We start from the raw sequence: 19,417 nt of genomic DNA, 5'->3' as shown, positions 1-19,417 counted from the left end.
CATTCCCTTACAGGTTGGGAACGCAGTCGGTGCAGGTGGTGCGGAACTTGACCAGCTGGAATTCCTGGCGCTCCGCCACCATCTCCTCGACGAGGTCGGGGACCAGCAGCAGAGGCGTCTCGGTCCTCGTGGCCTCACGCACTTCCTGGTCGTACACCTGGAACCTCCTCCTTCGACAGCGCCCCGCTGCCCTGAGAGGGAAACCTCGCTCCCCTCGAATTCGGGGCGCTGAGGCCGCAGCGTAATGCGGGATTCATCAGCCGGACAGGAGGATTCTGGACAACGTCGGCCGGGAACATCGCGCGTCGCGGGAATGCGATCAGCGAATGCGATCAGCGGTCGAAGAGGCCGGTCAGCGAAAACAGTCGGCGATAGCGGTCGGCGATGGCGATCAGCGCCGGGCCCGTGCGGCCTCAGCCGTTGGCGAGTTCCAGGAGGGTCCGGCCCAGGGCGTCCGCCAGCTCCCGGCGCAGCGCCTCCCCCGTACTGCCGCGCCGCAGTTCCTCGCCGCCCGAGGCCGAGGAGCCGGCGTCGGACTCCCACGCGAGGCGCAGGCTCCCGGCCCGCAGCCGGGCGGGGCGGCGCAGGCGCGCGGTCACGGTGCCGCGGGACATCTCCATCACGGTGCGCCCGTGCTCCAGCAGTTCGTCCACCGCCGCCGCGATCCGCGGGCCCAGCCACTCCGGCACCCGGTCCTGCACCGCGTCGTCGGGCCCGGCGGGCAGCGCCTCGACGCGCGGGTCGGCGAGCAGCTCGTCGATCAGTGCGCGCGAGCCGCCGACATAGGTCCAGGTCAGGTCGATCTCGCTGGCCACACACCACGAACGGTCGCCGGCCCACCAGAGGTTGGGGCTCTGCCCCTCGGAGTCCACGAAGGCGAGGGCCGCGGAGAGGTCGCCGTGCCACAGGAAGTATTCGCGGTGCGGGAGGGAGACGCGCGGCCCGGAGCGTACGGAGGCGGGGACGGGGTCGGAAGGCTGCGGCGGCACCACCGCGCGACCGCTCCCCTCTCCGCCGCCGTCGCCCTCGCCGTCCCCGGTGTCCAGCGCCGAGAAGGAGAACGTGGCCGCGCCGTCCCACCCGTACCCGTCCCACACGCAGAACCAGCAGCGCTCCGGATCCGGCGTGTGCCGGCGCAGCACCTCCAGCAGCGCGTGCAGCGCGGGTCCTGTCAGGCTGCCCTCCTCCGGGCCGTTCCCGTCCCAGGGCCGCGGCCCCTCCGGGGTGTGCGGGGGCAGCGCGATGTCCGGGAACCTGCTCTCCCGCTCCAGCGGCATCCCGCTCCACTCCGCGACCCGCGCCCAGTGCACGTCGGGCCACTCCGCCTCCGAGCCCTCCCCCTCCACGCCCTCCACGTCGTCGGCGCTCAGCGGATGCGGGAGGCGCGCGTACGCCTCGAAGCCGCGCGGGACGACGGAGGCCGCCGTGTCGCTCGCGAAGTCGTCCAGCCGCTCCCGCACCCACGCGGCCTCGCCGGTCGCGGTGCTCCAGTGAATCCCCGATGTACGCATACGGGCCATCCTGGGTCATCGGGACATGGCCCGTCACCTGCGTTTTCGCCGGGGCGCCCGGCCACGCTCGGCTCCCGAGCCCGCTCCCGTACGAGGGCGGCTCACCCCGTACGAGATCGGCTCACTCCGTACGCGCCCACTCCAGCAGCCGGTCAGCGGTCCACGTGGTGACCACACGCTCCGCGCGTACCCCGCATTCCTCCGCGCGTGCGCAGCCGTTGGGCTGCCAGGCGAGCTGGCCCGGCGCGTGCGCGTCGGTGTCGATCGCGAACAGCACGTCCTCGGCGACCGCGCGGCGCAGCAGGCGGCGCGGCGGGTCGAGCCGTTCGGGGCGGCAGTTGATCTCCACGGCCGTCCCGGACTCGGCGCACGCGGCGAAGACCTCGGCCGCGTCGAAGGCCGACTCGGGGCGCCCGCGCCCGGTGAGCAGGCGGCCCGTGCAGTGCCCGAGCACGTTCGTGCGCGGGTTGCGGACGGCGGCGACCAGGCGCCGGGTCATGGTGGCCGCGTCGGCGCGCAGCGAGGAGTGCACCGAGGCGACCACCACGTCGAGCCGTTCCAGCAGCGCGTCCTCCTGGTCCAGTGAACCGTCCGCGAGGATGTCGCACTCGATGCCCGTGAGCAGCCGGAACGCGGCTCCCTCGGCGTGGAGTCGAGCGTTGAACGCGGCGACCGCGTCGAGCTGTTCGCGCAGCCGCTCGGGCGAGAGGCCGCGGGCCACGGTCAGCCGCGGCGAGTGGTCGGTGAGCACCGCCCACTCGTGGCCCAGCTCGGCCGCCGTACGGCCCATCTCCTCGATGCCGCTGCCGCCGTCCGACCAGTCCGAGTGCAGGTGGCAGTCGCCGCGCATGCGGGCCAGCAGGTCGGCGCCGGCGCCGGAGGGGGCCGGCGCGTCCTCCTCCAGCTTCCGCAGATATCCCGGCTCCTCGCCCGCGTACGCCTCCCGCACCACCCGTGCCGTCTTCGGGCCGAGGCCGGGAAGCCGCTCCAGCGCGCCGGCCCGCACCCGCTCCGCCAGCGCCTCGTCCCCCAGCTCGGCGACCGTTTCTGCGGCCCGGCGGAAGGCCCGTACGCGGTATGTGGCGGCCCCGGACCGCTCCAGGAGGAAGGCGATCCGGCGCAGTGCGGTGACCGGTTCCATGCCCGCCTCCCGTGTCCGCCGCGCACCAGGGGGCACACCGGGTACCCGCACGGACCCCACCTGCAAACTCCCCGCCTGCGCAGGGGCCCGGCTGTGGTGAAGTGTGCGGCATGCCTGTCCTGTATCTCTTCGGAACCGCAGCTCCGCCCGTACTCGACCTCCCCGACGTCGTCGCCCGCGCCCAGGCCGACGGCTGGACGGTGTGCGTCGGCCTCACGACCACCGCAGCCGACTGGCTCGCCGACAAGGTGCCCGAGCTGGAGGAGCTGACGGGGCACCCGGTGCGCAGCGCGCTGCGGCGCCCGGACGAGACCGAGGTGTGGCCCGAGGCGGACGCCGCGCTGGTCGCGCCGGCCACCCTCAACACGATCAACACCTGCGCGCTGGGCCTCACTCCGCACTTCGTGGCCGCGTACGTGGTCGAGGGCATGGGCAAGCGCTGGCCGATCACGCTGATGCCGTGCGTGAACAGCGCGTACGCCACGCACCCCCGGTTCGACGCCTCCCTCTCCGCACTGCGCAGCAGCGGGGTGAACGTGCTGTACGGGGAGGGAGGCTTCGTACCGAACCCCCCGGGGACCAGCGACCCGTCCGACTATCCGTGGCAACTGGCCCTGGACGCGGCGCGGGAGGACGCGGCGGCGTCCTGGTGAGCCCCCGCTCTGTCGGACGGCCGGTCGGACGTCAGGTGAGCGCGTCCACCACCAGCGCGACCGCCCGCGCCACCAGCGGATTGTCCGTCGGGCCCGCCGGGTCGTCCTTGGCGGACAGCACCGAGATCACCACCGGCGGCCGCCCCGGGGGCCAGGCGACGCCCACGTCGTTGGCCACCCCGTACGGCCTCCAGCCCCCGGTCTTGTCCGCCGAGGTCCAGCCCTCAGGCAGGCCCTTGCCGAAGCGCTCGCCGTTGGTGGTGTTCGCCAGCAGCCAGCCGGTGAGCAGGTCGCGGTCGGCGCGTGACAGTTCCCTGCCGAGGGTGAGACGGGCGTACGTGGTGCCGATCGCGTACGGGGTGGTGGTGTCGGTGACGCGCCAGGGCTCGGCCGAGTTCAGTTCGGGCTCCCAGCGGTCGAGGCGGGTGGTGCGGTCGCCCAGCGAGCGGCAGAAGCGGGTGACGGCGCCGGGGCCGCCGAGTTCGCGCAGCAGCAGGTTGCCCGCGCAGTTGTCGCTCCGGCTGACGGCTGCCGCGCACAGCTCGGCGACCGTCATGCCGCGCGCGAGATTCTCCGGCGCCCCCGTGACCTGCGTGACCTCGGGCGGGCCTGCCCGTTCGACGTCGCGCCGTGTGTAGTGGACGCGCTTCGCGAGGTACGTGCCGTCGCGGTCGAGGTCGCGCAGCACCGCCGCTGCCGCCAGGGGCTTGAACACCGAGCACATCGGAAAGCGCTCCGCCGCGCGGTGCGCGACCGTCCTGCCGGTCGCCGTGTCCCATGCGAAGACGCCCAGCCGCGCGGCGTACTCCCGCTCAAGTCCCCGCAGGCGCGGGTGGATTGCTTCGGGCGCCGCGTACGCCGTCCCGCTCGGCAGCGTCGTTGCCAGCGCCGTGCCCGCGCCGAGGGCGAGCACCGTACGCCGCGAGGGCGCCGCGTCTAATCGCGAACCCGGTCTCTTCATGTCCGTCCCTGCCTTCGCATCCATTGCCCCCGGCCTCCGGGAGCTCAGCGCTGTACAGGACTGCCCGGGAGGCGGAAAGGTTCCCGGGCAGTCCTGCACGGCACGCGGAGTTACGCGAAGGCGTCAGCGCTTCCCGGCGCCCTCCAGCGACGGCAGATAGCGCGGCGCCCGCCAGGCGTCGAGGCGCTTCTCCACCGCGGCGCCCAGCGACAGCAGGCGCGCGTCCTGGTAGTTGCCTGACATCAGGAGCACGCCCACGGGCAGGCCCTTCACCGAGCCGGCGGGAACCGAGAGCGACGGGTAGCCGGAGACGGCGGCGGGGGTCGAGGACGGGATCACGTCGTTGTCGCCGCGCGCGCAGTCGGTCTTCCAGGCGGGCGGGTTGGTCGGCGAGGCGATCGCGTCCAGCTTGTGCTCGGCCATGGTCTCGTCGATCGAACGCCGCGAGAGGTCCTTCAGCTCGGCGCGCTTGGCCCGGTACCCGGGGTCGGTGGCCGGGGGCGCCTTGAGCGCCTGCTCGAACAGTTCCTGCCCGGCGAAGCACTTCTGCTCCCCCGGGTGCGTGCGGTTGAACTCGATCAGCGCGGCCAGGTCCTTGGGCCCCTCGCGGGTGGCCAGGTACTTGTCGATGTCCCGGTGGAACTCGGTGAGCAGCGCCGGGAATTCGAGCTCGGCCAGCCGCTTCTGGTACGGCGGGGTCACCTCGACGACCTCGGCGCCGGCCGCGCGCAGCTTCTTCGCCGTGCGCGACATCACCGCGTCGACGTCCTTGCCGAGCTCGGGCAGCCGCCACAGGCCGATCCGCTTGCCGCGCAGGCCGCCGGGGTGGGAGGCGGCCTCGGCTAGCGCGGCCTCGCTGAGCGCGGGGTCGGCGGAGGGCTTGCCGGTACGCGCGTTCCCGCCGGTGGCGTGCTTGTCGGTGCGCGCGTCGCCGCCGGTGGCGTGCTCGCCCGTACGCGCGTTCCCCTCGCCCCCGCTCAGCACCGCCAGCGTCAGCGCCGTGTCGGTCACGTTGCGGGCCATCGGTCCCGCCGTGTCCTGCTCGGCGGAGATCGGCACCACGCCGTTCTGGCTCACCAGGCCCAGGCTGGGCTTGTGTCCGACCACCCCGTTCATCCCCGCGGGGCACACGATCGAGCCGTCCGTCTCGGTGCCGACCGCCACCTGCGAGAGCGAGGCGGCGAGCGCGGCGGCCGAACCGGCCGAGGAGCCGCACGGGTTGCGGTCCAGCACATACGGGTTGTGCGTCTGACCGCCCGTCGCCGACCAGCCCGAAGTGGGCTTCTCCGCGCGGAAGTTGGCCCACTCCGACAGGTTGGCCTTGCCGAGGATGACCGCGCCGGCCTTGCGCAGCCGGGTCACCAGCTCCGCGTCGGTCTTCGGCGGCTTTCCGGCCAGCGCGAGCGACCCCGCGGTCGTGGGCAGGTCCCGGGTGTTCACGTTGTCCTTGAGCAGCACCGGGATGCCGTCGAGCGGGCCGCGTACCCGCCCCTCGCGGTGCCGCGCGTCGCTGGCGGCCGCCTGGCGCAGCGCCGTCGGATCGGTCCGCAGCACCGCGTTCACCTTCGGGTCCACGGCCTTGATCCGCCGCAGATAGGCGCCGGTCAGCGCCGTGGAACTCAGCCCGCCGCTGGCCATGCGGGCCTGGAGCTCCGGGATCGTGACCGTGTCCAGGTCCACGCCGCCGAGCGCGGCGGCGTCCCCGCGCGCACCGGCCTCGGACGCCTGCGCGTGCGGCTGCGGCGCGCCCGCCAGGCAGGAACCCGCGACCACGGCGGCGATCAGCGTGGCAACGCATCTCTTCGTCATGGCCGCCAGCGGACTACACCAGCGGTCCCCGCACAAGACCCCGAGGAGAACCCGCGAACACCGTTCACCGACATGCGCACGGAAACTCCCTTACCGGAACAGGCAATTCGACCCGGCCGCCGGGAATCCTCCGCATCGGGGGTACGAGGTGAGGCGGGCGGGGACGTCCCGGTGAATTCGCGGTGTCCGCCGTACGGGCCCGCCTTGTCCCCCGCACGTGTCGTAAAGGCCCCTGTCGCACCGCGTGCGCGCCGACGGTGTGATTGAAGTGGGGGCCGCCGGGTAAGCGACTCCCCATTCCCCGGAGAGGCTCGCACTCACGGGGCGTCAGCAGGGGGCGGAATGGCTCCCGTTGACGGTGGCCGACGAGCGCGAACGGAGGTGATGCAGCACGTCAGGACCCTCGGCACCCGACAGGAATTCCCCCGTCTCGACCGGCCGGAGGAGATGCACATGAGTCTGCCCGAAACCCTCGACCAGCACGCCGGGGAGAAGCGCACGGAAACGTGCACCGCATATCTGCGCAGCAGCGCACAAGCCCGGCAGATTGCCGAGGGATATCTCTCCGTACTCTCCCCGCGGCCCGCGCCGGAAACCGTCGACATGGTGATGCTGGTGGTCTCCGAACTGGTCACCAATGCCCTTCAGCACGCGGGCGGCGTCACCGACTTCGCGCTCGGGTCGTCCCGCGGCGTTCTGCACATCACCGTCAGCGATCCCAGCACCCGGCTCCCGCGCGAGCGCACCCCCGACCTGACCGGCTCCGACACCAAGCCCGCAGGGGGCTTCGGCTGGCCCCTCATCCGGCACTTCGCGAGCGAGCTCTCGCTGCATCTGGGGCGCAGGGGCGGCAAGACCATCCGCGCCACGCTCGCCCTCTAGTCCGCCGCCCGGCCCCGAAGCCCCGGCCCCGCCGCCCGGCCCGCCCGGCCCGCCCGGCCCGCCTGCGGAAAAATCCCGCGCGCCCCACCCACACCGCGCAGTACCGTCCCCGCATGACCCAAACGCGGGGAAACACCCGACTACCGGGCGATGACGGGTACTTCGGCGAGGACGTGGCCGCCGATTACGACGCGGCGAGCGCGGAGATGTTCCGGCCCGAGGTGGTGGAGCCCGCCGTGGATCTGCTGGCCGGGCTCGCCGGCGACGGCAGGGCGCTCGAACTCGGCGTCGGCACGGGCCGGATCGCGCTGCCCCTGAGCCGCCGCGGCGTCCCCGTACACGGCATCGAGCTGTCCCGCGCGATGGCGGAGCGGCTGCGCGCGAAGCCGGGCGGCCACGCGGTCGGCGTGACGATCGGGGACTTCGCGGCCACCCGCGTCCCCGGCGCCGCCGACACCTTCACCCTCGCCTATCTGGTCTTCAACACCATCAACAACCTGACCACGCAGGACGCCCAGGTCGACTGCTTCCGCAACGCCGCTGCCCATCTCGCGCCGGGCGGGCGCTTCGTGGTGGAGGTCGGCGTCCCGGCGCTGCGCCTGCTGCCGCCCGGGCAGGACACCGTGCCCTTCCAGTCCAGCGCGCGGGGGTGGGGCTTCGACACGATCGACACCACGACGCAGCGGATGAGCTCCCACTACTTCACCCTCACCGAGGACCACGCCGAGCACCGCTCGATGCCTTTCCGCTACGTCTGGCCGGCCGAACTCGACCTGATGGCCCGCCTGGCAGGAATGCACCTCACCGACCGCTGGCAGGACTGGACCCGAGAGCCGTTCACGCACGAGAGCACGCGCCATGTGTCGGTGTGGGAGAAGCGGGAGAACTGACCGGGGAGCTGCGTCTTCCCCACAGGGGCCGGGCCGTGCGCGTATCAGCGCCCCTGCCGGTCCGGCGCCCCCGCGCGCTCCGCTTCCTGTTCCGCGCGCAGGCGGTCGACGGCCTCCTTCGCCTCCAGGAGGTCGGCGCCGGTGATCTCGCGGTAGGTCTTGATCGCCTTGATCGCCCTGCCCTCGCGGATCTGGGCTGTGACGCGGTCCATCGCGGGGTCGTTCCGTACGATGCCGAGCTCGTCCAGCACGAGGTCGAGCTTGCGCTCCAGGCGGGCCTGGCGTTGGCCCATCTGTCGCAGCTTCCGCTCGACGCCCGAGATCATGAGGCCGACGAAGGCGATGACGAATCCCGCAGCAGCAAACACCATGTCCATGATGCTAGTTGGGGGCTGAGCGCCCGTTCTCCAGGGCCGTGAGCTGCTCGATCAGCGTGACCGCGTCGTGCGGCCCCTCGTGGAGGCGGTCGCCGATGAAGAACGTGGGGGTGCCCCGTACGCCGCTGTCCCTCCCGGTCGCGGCGTCGTCCCGTACCCGACCGGTGCGCACGCCCAGGCGCATGTCGCGGTCGAAGCGCTCGGTGTCCAGGCCGAGCGCGGCGGCGTGTTCCAGCAGGTCGTCGTAGGTGAGCGCGTCGGCGTGCGCGAACAGCCTGTCGTGCATCTCCCAGAAGCTCCCCTGCGCCGCTGCCGCCTCGCTCGCCAGCGCCGCGCTCTCCGCGTGCGGGTGCACGTCGGGCAGCGGATGGTGCCGGAACACGTACCGCAGCCGGTCCCCGAAGTGCCGCCGCACCTCCTCGATCCCGCCCGTGGCCCGCCCGCAGAAGGGGCACTCGAAGTCCGCGTACTCGACCAGCGTCAGCGGCGCGTCCGCCGGCCCCCTGATGTGGTCGCGCTCCACGGTGACCGGCACCACCAGCCGGGACGGCGCGGCCTCGCCGTCCCCCGACTCCCGGCGCTCGGCCACCCGCGAGATCAGCCACCCGCACAGCACCGCCAGCGCGGACGCGAGCAACACGCCGATGCGCGCCTGGTTCTGCAGCGCGGGGTCCTCCAGCGCCAGGTCGATGATGAACAGCGAGATGGTGAACCCGATGCCGGACAGCGCCGCGCCGCCCGCGAGTTGGGGCAGCCGCAGGCCCGAGGGCAGTACGCCGCCGAGCCGCACCGCGAGCGCCGAGGCCCCGGTGATCCCGAGCGTCTTGCCCGCGACGAGCCCCAGCACGATGCCCCAGGTCAGCGGCGAGCGCGCGGCCTCGGCGAGGGTCGGCCCGTCCAGCCGCACCCCGGCGTTGGCCACCGCGAACAGCGGGACGATCACCAGCGTGCTCCACGGGCTCCACAGCCGGTACAGCCGCTCGTTGATGGACACCGCGCGCTCCATCCCGAGCCGCGCGAGCCTCCCGTACTCCGGGCTGGGCGACTGCCGGAAGCGGCGGGCGAGCAGCGCGGCGTCCTCCACCTCCGCGCGGCGCGGCGGGTACACGGGCATCAGCAGCGCGATGGCCACTCCGGCGATGGTCGGATGCACGCCCGAGGCGTACACGCTGAGCCATACCATCACCGAGAACACCAGGTAAGCGGGCCCGCGCCACTGCCCGAAGCGCGCCAGCACGGCGACCGCGAGCAGCCCCAGCACGGCGGGTACCAGCGCCGCCAGGGACAGCTCATCGGTGTAGAAGAGCGCGATCACCATCAGCGCTCCGATGTCGTCGGCCACCGCGAGCGCCAGCAGGAAGGGGCGCAGCCGCCCGGCGCTGTACGGTACGACGAGGGCGAGCACACCGAGCAGGAACGCGGTGTCCGTGGAGATCACCACGCCCCACGCGCCGGAGGCCGCGCCGTGCGGGTTGAGGATCAGGAAGAGCCCGGCCGGCACGGCGAGCCCGGCGATCGCGGCGGCCAGCGGGGTGCGGGCGCTGCGCCGGTCGGTCAGCTCGCCCATGACCAGTTCGCGGCGCACCTCCAGGCCGACCACGAAGAAGAACACCGCCATCAGGCCGTCGTTGACCCAGTGCCGCAGATCGAGCGAGAGCACCGCGTCGCCCCAGCGCAGGGCCACCTCGGTGTGCCAGAACGCGGTGTAGCTGTCGCCCCAGGGCGAGTTGACCCACAGCAGCGCGGCGAGGGTGGCGGCCAGCAGCAGGGCCGCGGCGAAGGTGTCGGTACCCGCGGCGGCCGCCATGCGGTCGGCGACACGGCGCGGCAGCGAGGCGGTTTCGGGGGACGCGGGGTTCCCGGCGGTGCCGTTGCTCATCGGCCTCATTATCGCCGCGAGCGCCGGAACGGCCGGTCAGGGACGGTGCGGGGGCGGGTACGTGTCGAGCGCGTGCGAGCCGAGCGCGTACGAGTCTGAGGCGTCCGGGGCGCATGCGTACGGGTCGGAGGCGGGCCCGCACAGCGCGCGGACGCCCTCGAGCACCTCGCGGTAGAAGGCGGGTTCGGGCTGGTCCGACGCGTTGGTGTTGGGGCCGGGAGCGTCCGATGCGCTCGTGTTGGGTCCGGTAGCGTCCGACGCGCTGGTGTTGCGTCCGGGCCCCTCCGCCGCGTTGGTGTTGGGTCCGGTGCCGCTCGTGCGCAGCGCCTCGTACCACGACCGCTCCCGCAGCTCCCCGAGCAGACGCTCCCACCGCGCGGCGCCCGGGCCGCCATCGGCCAGGAGCGTGAGCATCCGGTGCTGGGCGACCTCGTCGCGGGCGGCCACCGCAGCCCCGTACAGCGCGCGGGCCAGCCGGACCGCCCCCTTCTCCCGCCCCCGCGCGCGGAGTTGGCCGGCGACCAGGGCCGCCAGATCGGCGCGGGCGGCGAGGGGCAGGTGGTCGAGCGCGGGCTGTTCCAGCACCGCGGCGATCTCCTCCAGCGCCGCCGCGCCGCCCGTCTCCCGGCACAGCGCCTCGTAGGCGAGCAGGACCAGCGTGCACCAGTCGTCCTCGGCCTCGCGGAGCGCCGACCTGATCAGGGCCAGGGCACTCTCGCGCCGCCCCAGGCGCGCGGTGGCGAGGATCTCGCCCTCCGCCAGCGCGGCGCGGGAGCCCGGGGTGGCGGCCGCCGCGCGGGCGGCGCGTACGAAGTCGAGTACGCCGTGCGGCTCGCGGGCGCGCAGCAGGGCCTTCACGGAGTCGAGGCAGTACACATTGGCGAGGACCGTCCGCGCCGCGGGGTTCCGCTCGAAGATCAGGTCCCACGTGTGCGGAGTGACAGGGCGGCCCGCGAGGCTGCAGGGCCGCCGTTCAGCGGCCCGCAGATGGAGGGCGAAGTGGTCCAGCGCCTCGGCGGTGCGCCCCTCGGCCGCGTACAACCGCCCCTGGTTGATGTGCGGCTGCACGGCGTACAGCAGGTCGGCCTCCCGGCCGTGGCGCGCGGCGAGGCGGCCGGTCCACGCGAGGTGCGCGCCGCAGATCCGCCAGGCCGCGCGCCTGTCGCCCCGGTGGAGCGCGAACAGCGCGGCCCTGTTCAGGTACAGCTCCGCGTCGGCGAGCCAGTCCGCCTGCGGCGCCGTGCCGTTCGGCGGCCGCCGCCCGAGGAGGCCGTCCAGGAGCGAGCGCAGGAAGGCGGCCTCCTCGGCGAGCGGTACGCGGGGCAGCCGGTCGAGCGAGGTCAGCGGGGCGTACGGGAGCGGGACCGCCGTCGCGCGCCGGGCGGCAGCGGTCCCGGCCGGAGCCTCCGAGGACACGGCGGCGGCCTGGTCAGCTCGTGGCCACGATGGGCAGGAGGCGGACGTCCTCGCGCGCGCCTTCCGGTTTCACCTGCGCGTTCATGCCGGTGTACGGGCAGCCCAGGTCGTACGGGTCGAGCGTCTTCAGGCCGCGCAGCCAGGGGCGGAAGCGTTCCTGGTCGACGGCGAGCGTGCCGTCGGAGTAGAGCGAGCCCACGGTGTTCCGCTCGTCGTAGAGCGCGACGGTGCACTTCCCCAGCCGCCCGTCGGGCCGGACGATCAGCGAGTTGGCGCGGGCCGCGTAGCAGACGTAGATCCCGTTCGGCTTCTCGGAGTAGATCCGGATGCCGGGCGCCAGCCTGCTGTTGAGGGCCGCGTCGACCTTCTCGTTGGCCTCCTCGGTGAACAGCCGGATCTCGGCGTCGTTCGCCCCGCCGAGCCGCTCGACGTCCTTGAAGTACACCGAGAAGCGCGGGTCCTCGCCGAAGTCCGCGTTGATCATGTCGATCAGCTCGCCGAGCGCCATGTACGTGTCCGGCGTGTAGTGCACCCGCAGCACCACGGAACAGTCCAGTTCAGAGGCGCTGAGCGCCTGGAGGTTGGCCCAGATCCTGGCGAACGAGCCCTTGCCGTTGATGCGCAGGCGGCTCGTGTCGTGGATCTCCGGCGGCCCGTCGAGGGAGATGTAGAAGGTCCGCACGCCGACCTCGACGAGCTCCCCGGCGACCTTCTCTGTCAGCAGATACCCGTTGGTGGTCATGGACGAGGAATAGCGGAACTCCGGGTGCCGCTGGGTGAGTTCGTGGCAGTGCGCCGAAATGTCCAGCACCACCGGCCTGGCGAGCAGCGGTTCGCCGCCGAACCAGCTCAGATCCAGGAAGCGCAGCGCCTCGGCCCGCGCGGACACCAGCGCCTTCACGCCCTGTACGACCTCGGCGCGCATACGGGCCACGGGAAAGTCCTCGTAGCAGTAGGTACACCGGAAATTGCACTGCTCCGTGGGCAACAGAATCAGGTGCAGCGTGGTCGGATCGACACAGCGGACGGTGTCCTCGGGCGTCACGGCATTCGGCATGACGGCCTCCCGAATCTGCGGAGAACGGGTGGAAAGGCGCGGGAATTACGCGGGGTTGAAATGCATGCGCTAAGCGCGAGGGAGAACGGGAAAGGGGCGGTGTACGGAATGAGGTACGGGGTACGGGGGTGAGCCACGGAACGGTGAGCGGGCCGGCGGCGCCTACCGCGCGGCCCGCTCACCACCGGTGAACTGCGTCTGCCCGGCGCCGAATCCGGCCTCCGCGACCTCAGCAGCCCAGACCGCAGCCGGTGTTGGTGCCCTCCACCGGCTTCACCCGCTTCGAACTCAGGCTCTCCAGCGTCTCCTTCAGCCGGTCGTTCGAGATGACGACCCGGCCCTGCTCGTCGATGTGAATGTCGGCAGGATCGACACTGAACGGGCCCTCCGCCGCACCGGATTTGCTCGCCTCACCCATGGGACCTCCTCGCAGCAGGAAGGGAATTGAGGATGTACCCGCGATTATTGGCACGCGGCACAGGCCGGTCAACGCGCACGGCCGCGCGCGGCCGACGCACACGGCCATTGATACGGCGCATTCCGTACGCATTATTCGCCGCCCGGGGCGAGGCGGGTAAGACGCGAGCAGAAAGCGGCGGCGGTGCCCTGCGGGCCGCCCGATTCCCTTGGAATGGGGAAGCGGTACACCTGGCGTATGGCGACGTCGGCGCGGATTCTGTAGGGCGGCGGAGGGCGACGCGGGGAATTCCGAACTGCCGTGCGGTACGGACCAGTTGGCCGCGCACACCGGCCCCACTGCACACCGCAGACACTCAGGGCTGCGTCGGCAGCTCCGCGCATCCCGAGTCCGCCGGCTCCTCGCCCGAGAGGCGCGCGGTCAGCCAGTCGACGGCCTCGCCCTGGTCGCTCAGCAGCGGCAGGAAATGATTCAGCAGCGAACGGTCTCCCACACTGGGCAACTTCACCGGCTTGTATGTGACATCGCCGCCCTCACGGCACCAGTCCGCGGCGAGCCTCCGCGCCTGGCCGTGCGTGACGAGGTCGTCGTTGACCCCGGTGGCCACCCGTACGGGACCGGCCGGCCGGTGCGTACCGATGCGCTGACGGTCCAGAACCGCCTGGATCTCCGGCTCCGACCGGATGATGTCGCTCAGCGACCGCCCGCCCTTCGTCCACGTACTGCTCCGCTTCGACCCGTACCGCAGCAGCGCGTCCCCGATGCACATGGTCGACAGATCCTTGAGCGCCTTGGTGCCGCCCGCGTTCATGTGCTTCGCGGCGAGCGGCCGCAGCTCCGGGTGCGACTGGAGGAAGCCGTTGAGCGACCAGCCCATCGCGCCAGCGAGCGCCGTGCCGTCGATGCCCCTGACCACCTCCGACAGGGCCCGCAGACCCCCCCCCGTACGCCCGCCCGCTCACCGCCCCCGCACGGCGGCCGCCGCCGCATCGTCGTGCGGCCGTCGCAGCACCACCGCCAGGTGGCCCGAGCGCCAGGCGCACAGCAGCAGGGCCGCGGGTATCTGGAGGGTGAACAAGCCGAAGATCATCTGCACGAACCCGGAGTCCACCGGCACCTCGTCCCCGTCCACCACGGCCTCGCCCATGGACACCGCCAGCAGGACGAGGGAATACAGCACGCTGTCGACAACTCCCGTGCGCCACCAGGGCAGCGCGGGGGCCGTCCGGCGCACAACGGTCAGCACACCGACGACGGCACCCAGAAACACAAGCTGCCACCCGGACAAGAACGCCCCGGCCCACTCCTCCACATCCGCGCCGAACCACGCAAAGAACCCGACCAGGGCCCCCACGCCCCAGGACCCGAACGCGACAATCCCCGCATAGCCAAGAGCACTACGCCACCGCACCACCACGACACTCCCCCTCACCCCGTACACACGCAGCCCACCGGCGAAGGTCACCCGCCGAAGCCCGCAGAACCACTCTCGCACGGGGGTCTGACAACACCCCACGAGACCACCCACGCCACAGCCCGCACAGCCGCTCAGGGGAGGACCAGACGACGGCACACACCCCTCACCGCAACAACCGCTCCCGGAACAGTCTCAACACCTCGTCCCTCTCGTACGGCCCGTTGTCCGCGGCGATGTAGTGGCTTCCCACGCGGAGGGAGAAGGCCGTGACGCAGCGGATCTCCACCTCGGCCGGGTCGGGGCAGAACGCGCTGAACAGGGAGCGCAGGTATTCCATGCGGCGGTTGTCGACGCGGCGCAGGCGGCGGGCCACGGTCTCGTCGCGGCGCGCCCAGTCGCGTACGGCGAGGTCGGCCGTGGGCCCCGTGACCGGCCCCTCGGCGAGTCCGGCTATCGCAAACAGGCGGGCGAGCCGCTCCCTCTCGTCGCCGCCCTCGGCCTCGACCTCGGCGATGACGCCCTCGGTGACCTCGTACTCCCAGGTGTCGAGCATCTCGGCGATCAGGGCCTCGCGATTGCGGAAGTAGCCGTAGAAGCCGCCCTTGCTGACGCCCAGCCGCTGGGCCAGCGCTTCGATCCGCACCGCCTCGGGGCCGCCTGCCGCCAGCACCCGCAGGCCCTCCTCGATCCACTGCGCACGAGGCGTACGGACCACGCCCATGCCGAACCTCCCCTTCAGACCGCCGAGTTGGGCAGCGCGTTTCGCCGGAACCAGTATACGGAGGCGTATACGACGCGCTACGCTGGCTTCTATACGCCACCGTATAGACGGCACAGGCCGTAGGAGCAGGGGGCCGATCATGAGACTTCCCCGCACGGCGCACACCTCGCGGCCCTGGCGCATCCACGCGATCGCCGGGGACTTCACGGTCGAGGACGTATGGGCGCTGCCCACGCCCGGCGGGCCCGACGACCTCCCGTTCCTCGTACGGCAGATAGCGGAGGGCAGCGGGCGGGCCGAGCGTCGATCGCCCGTGATCCGGCTGCTGTTCGCCGCGCGCTGGAAGCTCGGCGCGCTGTTCGGCTGGGACCGGGAGGGGTCCGGGGTCGGGGGGCGGGTGCGCAGTCTCAGGGAGCGGCTGCCCGAGGACCTGCGGGACGGGCCGCGCGGGCCCGACTTCGCCTCGCCCTCGTTCACCTCGGTGTACGAGACCCATGACGAGTGGGCCGCCGAGCTGGCCAACCGGACCGTGCACGGCGTGCTGCACATCGGCTGGGTCGAGGACGCCGGCAGCCCGGGCGGCTATCGCGGACAGATGGCCGTGCTGGTCAAGCCGAACGGGCTGCTCGGCACCGCGTACATGGCGGCCATCAAGCCGTTCCGGTACGCCGGCGTGTATCCGGCGCTGCTGCGCGGCATAGGCCGCGAGTGGCGGGACCACAGGGAGGAACGGGAGAAGCAGAAGAAGCGGGAGGAGAGGGAGGAGAGCGAGCAGCGGGGGAACTCGGCGCGGCGCAGCGCCCCTTGAAGCCCTGGCACGCGCCGCACCGGACACGAAGAGGGCGGCACCGGCGATGTTCCGCCGATGCCGCCCCGGGTCACCTCACCCTGGCCGGACCCCCGTTCAGGACTCCCGCGCGTGGTCCAGGTGGATGTCGAAGCCCGTGCGGCCGCCGCCGTCCACCCGCAGCGGGGTGGCCGCCGGCGCGTAGCCGCTGGCGATGACCGTGTAGTCGCCGCCGTCCAGGTCGGTGAAGGAGTACGCGCCGTCCTCGCCGGTCAGCGTGCTGCCCACGGTGTTGCCCGCCACGTCGAGCAGGGTCACCCGCGCGTCGCCCACCGGCTCGCCCTGCGGGGTGCGGACGGTGCCGCGGATCCTGGCGGCGGAGGAGAGCCTCGCCTCGTACCAGTTGGACTCGCCGGACTGCACCTCGACCTGGAGCGCCGCGGGCCTGTGCCCCTCGGCGCTGACGGCCAGCGTGTAGCCGCCGGGAACCAGGTCGCGGAGCGCGAAGCCGCCGTCCTCACCCGCCACGGCGGAGGCCACGACCTCGCCGCGCAGGTCGGTGGCGACCACCAGGGCGCCCGGCACGGAGCTCTCGCCCGCGGCGTCGACCACGCGGCCCATCAGCCCGGCCGCGCCCTTCAACTCCAGGTCGAACCAGACCTGTTCGTCGCCCACGACCACGGTCGCGGCCTGCGGCTGCCGGGTGCCGGCCGAGCCGATCAGCACGTACGTACCGGTGCCGGGCGCGGTGAGCGCGTAGCCGCCGTCCTCCGCCGTCTGCGCGTGGCCGAGCTGGCGGCCGTTCGCGTCGATGAGGGTGACGGCCGCGCCGGACAGGACCTCGCCCTGGCCGTCGTACACACGGCCGCGGATGCCGACCCCGTCCGGATCGGCGCCGCCGGGCGACGCGCCGAGAGACGGGACGGCCGTGGCGGGAGCCGCAGCAGCGGGGGCATCCTCCGGCGCCGCGTCGGCCGCCTCGCCCGCCTCCTCGGAGGCGCGCGCCTGGAGCCCGGACATCTGCCGCAGCGGCACCTCCTTGATGAACAGCACCAGCAGGAAGGCCACCGCGATGATCGCCGCGCCCAGCAGGAAGACCAGGTGCATCGAGTCGGTGAAGCCGCGCTTGAAGGGCTCGGCGAGGCGCGGGTCGAGGGCCTGGATGAACGAGGAGTCGTTCATGACCGAGGAGGCGCCGCCGCCCTTGGGGTTCTTGAGCATCTCCAGGACCGGCTTGTTCGCCGGGTCCTGCACCACCGACGGGTCGTGCAGCGCGGCCTGGAAGCGCTCGGTGGAGACGGCGCCCTTGAAGGCCGAGGAGATCTTGTCGCCGACGGTGCTGAACAGCACCGAGAGGAAGATCGCCGTACCGGCCGTGGCGCCCATCTGCCGGAAGAACGTGGAGGAGGCGGTGGCCACGCCCATGTCCCTCGGCGGCACCGCGTTCTGCACGGCGAGCACGAGGGTCTGCATGCAGGAGCCGAGACCCAGGCCGAAGACGGCCATGAAGATCATGGTCTCCCACAGCGGGGTGTCCCACTGGACCCGGAAGTGGAAGAGCAGCAGCGCCGCCACCATCAGCAGCGTGCCGATCGCCGGGAAGATCTTGTAGCGGCCCGTCTTGGAGGTGATCTGGCCGGTGACGATGGAGGCGGTGAACATGCCCGCCATCAGCGGCAGCATCTCCAGGCCCGACTTGGTGGGGCTGGAGCCCTTCACGATCTGGAGGTACTGCGGGATCATCATCATCCCGCCGAACATCCCCATGCCGATCAGCACGGACAGCACGCTCGTCTTGCTGAAGGTGCCGTTGCGGAACAGCCGCATGGGGATCAGCGCGTCGTCGCCCATCCGCCGTTCCACGAAGATCCACGCGATGATGCCGATCACGCCGATGACGTAGCAGGACAGCGACCTGGTCGAGTCCCAGCCCCACTCGCGGCCCTGCTCGGCGACGAGCAGCAGCGGCACCACGCCGATCGCGATGGTCACCGCGCCCCACCAGTCGATGCGGTGCTCGCGGCGGGTGTGCGGGATGTTGAGCACCTTGGCGACGACGAACAGCGCGACGATGCCGACCGGCACGTTGACCAGGAAGACCCAGCGCCATCCTGTGATGCCCAGCAGGCTGTCCTGCCCGGCGAGCGCGCCGCCGATGAGCGGTCCGGCCACGCTGGATGTGGCGAAGGTGCCGAGCATGTAGCCCTGGTAGCGGGCCCGTTCACGCGGCGGGACGATGTCGCCGATGATCGCGAGGGCCAGCGACATCAGGCCGCCGGCGCCGATGCCCTGCACCGCGCGGAAGACCGCGAGTTCGGTCATCGAGGTGGAGAACGTGCAGAGCACCGAGCCCACGATGAAGATGCTGATCGCGGTGAGGAAGTACGGCTTGCGCCCGTAGAGGTCGGAGAGCTTGCCGTACAGCGGCGTCGCGATCGTCGAGGTGATCAGGTACGCGGTGGTCGCCCACGCCTGCTGGCTGAGGCCGTGCAGGTCGTCGGCGATCGTACGGATCGAGGTGCTGACGATGGTCTGGTCGAGCGCCGCCAGGAACATCCCCAGCATCAGCCCGCTGAGGATGGTCAGGATCTGCCGGTGACTGAGGACCCCTGGTCCCCCGGTCGGCGCCGACCCCGATATGTCAGGGGATTTCGTCGTGCTCACTCTGATATGTCCTTCTGCTTCATGGTCACGGCGCGGTCCAGGTCGTCCCGGTCCTGTCCCTGTGTCCCGTTCTGCTGCTCCTGCTCCTGCTGACCGGACCTGGGAGCGGGCGCGGCCGCCGGCGGGTGCCCGGTGTGCCGGTGCCACCCCTCCTCCAGGTCGTCGTTGAGGCGGCCCATCAGCCGTACGAGGTCGTCCCGGTCCTTCGCCGACCAGGTCTCCAGCACCTCGGCGAGCTCCGCGTCCCGCTGGCGCCGGTACTCCTCGTACGTCGCGCGTCCCGCCTCGGTCGCGCGCAGCAGGGTGCCGCGGCGGTCCTCCTGCGCGCGGTAGCGCTCCACCAGCCCGCGCTCCACCAGCGAGCGCACCTGGCGGCTCACGGTCGAGAGGTCGAGCAGCGCGTCGGCGGCCAGGTCGGTCGCCCTGCGGTCGCCCTGCACGACGAGCTTGGCCAGCAGCACGCGGTCCGCCGCGCTCGCGTCCGTCCTGGCGCTCTGCCGCCAGGCGGTGACCAGCCGCGCGAACCGCACGACCTGCGTGCCGAGCCCGGCCGCCGCCTCGTCGAGACCGGCCGAGCGCCCCGGCGCCGCGGGGCCCGGTGCGGCGCCCGCCTCTCCCCCTGCGCCCCCTGCGGTGGGGCCTTCGCCCGCCGCCTTTACCTGTACGTGAATCTCCGTTGCCCTTTTCATAAAGTTGCTTGTGGCTACCAAGTCGGAGTGTCCACGATGTTGCTTGTATTCAGCAAGTTGGTTTTCCGGGTGACCGGGCGGAGCGGAAGGATCCGCATTCGCGGTGTTCGTCCGGTCGCCTCAAGTGGCTTGTGGCGTACGTGAG

18 protein-coding genes and 1 pseudogene are annotated in these 19,417 nt (G+C 72.2%); 4 read left to right on the top strand and 15 right to left on the bottom strand.

The window, feature by feature from the left end; translation table 11 throughout:
* Positions 1 to 7 precede the first annotated feature (7 nt).
* The 3 genes from ABEE00_RS19505 to ABEE00_RS19495 form a co-directional block, all read right to left on the bottom strand.
* Positions 8 to 157 (bottom strand): hypothetical protein, encoded by a 150-nt coding sequence (locus ABEE00_RS19505; protein ID WP_345746843.1) that lies wholly within the window; start codon positions 155 to 157, stop codon positions 8 to 10.
* A gap of 256 nt (positions 158 to 413) precedes the next feature.
* Positions 414 to 1,511, bottom strand: coding sequence for a hypothetical protein (locus tag ABEE00_RS19500; protein WP_345746842.1), 1,098 nt, complete (start codon positions 1,509 to 1,511; stop codon positions 414 to 416).
* A gap of 121 nt (positions 1,512 to 1,632) precedes the next feature.
* Positions 1,633 to 2,652: a PHP domain-containing protein gene (locus tag ABEE00_RS19495; protein WP_345746841.1), complete on the bottom strand. Its 1,020-nt coding sequence runs from the start codon at positions 2,650 to 2,652 to the stop codon at positions 1,633 to 1,635.
* 110 nt (positions 2,653 to 2,762) lie between these two features.
* Here ABEE00_RS19495 and ABEE00_RS19490 point away from each other — a divergent pair, with 110 nt between their 5' ends.
* The gene (locus ABEE00_RS19490; protein WP_345746840.1) at positions 2,763 to 3,305 is read left to right on the top strand and encodes a flavoprotein; all 543 of its coding nucleotides are present in this window, start codon (positions 2,763 to 2,765) and stop codon (positions 3,303 to 3,305) included.
* Between the two features lie 31 nt (positions 3,306 to 3,336).
* Here the strand turns inward: ABEE00_RS19490 and bla are convergent, their stop codons facing one another.
* On the bottom strand, positions 3,337 to 4,266 hold the full coding sequence (gene bla, locus ABEE00_RS19485) for a class A beta-lactamase (RefSeq protein WP_345747055.1): 930 nt from the start codon (positions 4,264 to 4,266) through the stop codon (positions 3,337 to 3,339).
* Positions 4,267 to 4,389: 123 nt separating this feature from the next.
* The gene (locus ABEE00_RS19480; RefSeq protein ID WP_345746839.1) at positions 4,390 to 6,075 is read right to left on the bottom strand and encodes an amidase family protein; all 1,686 of its coding nucleotides are present in this window, start codon (positions 6,073 to 6,075) and stop codon (positions 4,390 to 4,392) included.
* Positions 6,076 to 6,528: 453 nt separating this feature from the next.
* On the opposite strand from ABEE00_RS19480, the gene ABEE00_RS19475 reads away from it, so the two are divergent.
* A complete protein-coding gene (locus tag ABEE00_RS19475; protein ID WP_345746838.1) occupies positions 6,529 to 6,957 on the top strand; it encodes an ATP-binding protein in 429 nt (142 codons plus the stop codon).
* A gap of 113 nt (positions 6,958 to 7,070) precedes the next feature.
* Positions 7,071 to 7,847 (top strand): class I SAM-dependent DNA methyltransferase, encoded by a 777-nt coding sequence (locus ABEE00_RS19470; protein ID WP_345746837.1) that lies wholly within the window; start codon positions 7,071 to 7,073, stop codon positions 7,845 to 7,847.
* Between the two features lie 44 nt (positions 7,848 to 7,891).
* On the opposite strand, the gene ABEE00_RS19465 is transcribed toward ABEE00_RS19470, so the two are convergent.
* The 8 genes and pseudogenes from ABEE00_RS19465 to ABEE00_RS19430 form a co-directional block, all read right to left on the bottom strand.
* On the bottom strand, positions 7,892 to 8,218 hold the full coding sequence (locus ABEE00_RS19465; RefSeq protein ID WP_345746836.1) for a hypothetical protein: 327 nt from the start codon (positions 8,216 to 8,218) through the stop codon (positions 7,892 to 7,894).
* A gap of 10 nt (positions 8,219 to 8,228) precedes the next feature.
* Positions 8,229 to 10,103 (bottom strand): Na+/H+ antiporter NhaA, encoded by a 1,875-nt coding sequence (gene nhaA, locus ABEE00_RS19460; RefSeq protein ID WP_345746835.1) that lies wholly within the window; start codon positions 10,101 to 10,103, stop codon positions 8,229 to 8,231.
* Positions 10,104 to 10,139: 36 nt separating this feature from the next.
* Complete coding sequence (locus tag ABEE00_RS19455; protein ID WP_345746834.1) at positions 10,140 to 11,519, bottom strand: hypothetical protein; 1,380 nt, start codon at positions 11,517 to 11,519, stop codon at positions 10,140 to 10,142.
* A 13-nt stretch (positions 11,520 to 11,532) separates the two neighbouring features.
* On the bottom strand, positions 11,533 to 12,576 hold the full coding sequence (locus ABEE00_RS19450; RefSeq protein WP_345746833.1) for a radical SAM protein: 1,044 nt from the start codon (positions 12,574 to 12,576) through the stop codon (positions 11,533 to 11,535).
* Between the two features lie 229 nt (positions 12,577 to 12,805).
* Positions 12,806 to 12,994, bottom strand: a complete 189-nt coding sequence (locus ABEE00_RS19445; RefSeq protein WP_345746832.1) for a hypothetical protein — start codon at positions 12,992 to 12,994, stop codon at positions 12,806 to 12,808.
* A gap of 355 nt (positions 12,995 to 13,349) precedes the next feature.
* Positions 13,350 to 13,937, bottom strand: a pseudogene (locus ABEE00_RS19440) (lipase family protein); the annotation flags it as partial.
* Between the two features lie 15 nt (positions 13,938 to 13,952).
* Positions 13,953 to 14,240 carry a hypothetical protein gene (locus ABEE00_RS19435; protein WP_345746830.1) on the bottom strand — a complete coding sequence of 96 codons (288 nt, stop codon included), beginning with the start codon at positions 14,238 to 14,240 and terminating at the stop codon, positions 13,953 to 13,955.
* A 334-nt stretch (positions 14,241 to 14,574) separates the two neighbouring features.
* On the bottom strand, positions 14,575 to 15,132 hold the full coding sequence (locus ABEE00_RS19430) for a helix-turn-helix domain-containing protein (protein WP_345746829.1): 558 nt from the start codon (positions 15,130 to 15,132) through the stop codon (positions 14,575 to 14,577).
* Positions 15,133 to 15,271: 139 nt separating this feature from the next.
* On the opposite strand from ABEE00_RS19430, the gene ABEE00_RS19425 reads away from it, so the two are divergent.
* The gene (locus ABEE00_RS19425; RefSeq protein WP_345746828.1) at positions 15,272 to 15,940 is read left to right on the top strand and encodes a DUF2867 domain-containing protein; all 669 of its coding nucleotides are present in this window, start codon (positions 15,272 to 15,274) and stop codon (positions 15,938 to 15,940) included.
* Positions 15,941 to 16,036: 96 nt separating this feature from the next.
* Here the strand turns inward: ABEE00_RS19425 and ABEE00_RS19420 are convergent, their stop codons facing one another.
* Together ABEE00_RS19420 and ABEE00_RS19415 are read right to left on the bottom strand one after the other, a co-directional pair.
* Positions 16,037 to 18,583, bottom strand: coding sequence for an MFS transporter (locus tag ABEE00_RS19420; RefSeq protein ID WP_345746827.1), 2,547 nt, complete (start codon positions 18,581 to 18,583; stop codon positions 16,037 to 16,039).
* Complete coding sequence (locus ABEE00_RS19415; protein ID WP_345746826.1) at positions 18,580 to 19,272, bottom strand: MarR family winged helix-turn-helix transcriptional regulator; 693 nt, start codon at positions 19,270 to 19,272, stop codon at positions 18,580 to 18,582. The genes ABEE00_RS19420 and ABEE00_RS19415 overlap by 4 nt, the downstream gene beginning before the upstream one ends.
* Positions 19,273 to 19,417 lie beyond the last annotated feature (145 nt).

The organism is Streptomyces odontomachicola, from assembly GCF_039605595.1.
Classification (GTDB): Bacteria; Actinomycetota; Actinomycetes; order Streptomycetales; family Streptomycetaceae; genus Streptomyces.
The sequence above is the reverse complement of the archived record's forward strand: the minus strand, read 5'-3'. Positions and strand labels throughout refer to the sequence as shown.

Excerpts from the sequence above, each read along its gene's own strand:
- ABEE00_RS19500 (WP_345746842.1), bottom strand. The coding sequence starts at position 1,511 with ATGCGTACATCGGGGATTCACTGGAGCACCGCGACCGGCGAGGCCGCG.
- ABEE00_RS19495 (WP_345746841.1), bottom strand. The coding sequence starts at position 2,652 with ATGGAACCGGTCACCGCACTGCGCCGGATCGCCTTCCTCCTGGAGCGG.
- ABEE00_RS19490 (WP_345746840.1), top strand. The coding sequence starts at position 2,763 with ATGCCTGTCCTGTATCTCTTCGGAACCGCAGCTCCGCCCGTACTCGAC.
- bla (WP_345747055.1), bottom strand. The coding sequence starts at position 4,266 with ATGAAGAGACCGGGTTCGCGATTAGACGCGGCGCCCTCGCGGCGTACG.
- ABEE00_RS19480 (WP_345746839.1), bottom strand. The coding sequence starts at position 6,075 with ATGACGAAGAGATGCGTTGCCACGCTGATCGCCGCCGTGGTCGCGGGT.
- ABEE00_RS19475 (WP_345746838.1), top strand. The coding sequence starts at position 6,529 with ATGAGTCTGCCCGAAACCCTCGACCAGCACGCCGGGGAGAAGCGCACG.
- ABEE00_RS19470 (WP_345746837.1), top strand. The coding sequence starts at position 7,071 with ATGACCCAAACGCGGGGAAACACCCGACTACCGGGCGATGACGGGTAC.
- ABEE00_RS19465 (WP_345746836.1), bottom strand. The coding sequence starts at position 8,218 with ATGGTGTTTGCTGCTGCGGGATTCGTCATCGCCTTCGTCGGCCTCATG.
- nhaA (WP_345746835.1), bottom strand. The coding sequence starts at position 10,103 with ATGAGCAACGGCACCGCCGGGAACCCCGCGTCCCCCGAAACCGCCTCG.
- ABEE00_RS19450 (WP_345746833.1), bottom strand. The coding sequence starts at position 12,576 with ATGCCGAATGCCGTGACGCCCGAGGACACCGTCCGCTGTGTCGATCCG.
- ABEE00_RS19445 (WP_345746832.1), bottom strand. The coding sequence starts at position 12,994 with ATGGGTGAGGCGAGCAAATCCGGTGCGGCGGAGGGCCCGTTCAGTGTC.
- ABEE00_RS19430 (WP_345746829.1), bottom strand. The coding sequence starts at position 15,132 with ATGGGCGTGGTCCGTACGCCTCGTGCGCAGTGGATCGAGGAGGGCCTG.
- ABEE00_RS19425 (WP_345746828.1), top strand. The coding sequence starts at position 15,272 with ATGAGACTTCCCCGCACGGCGCACACCTCGCGGCCCTGGCGCATCCAC.
- ABEE00_RS19415 (WP_345746826.1), bottom strand. The coding sequence starts at position 19,272 with ATGAAAAGGGCAACGGAGATTCACGTACAGGTAAAGGCGGCGGGCGAA.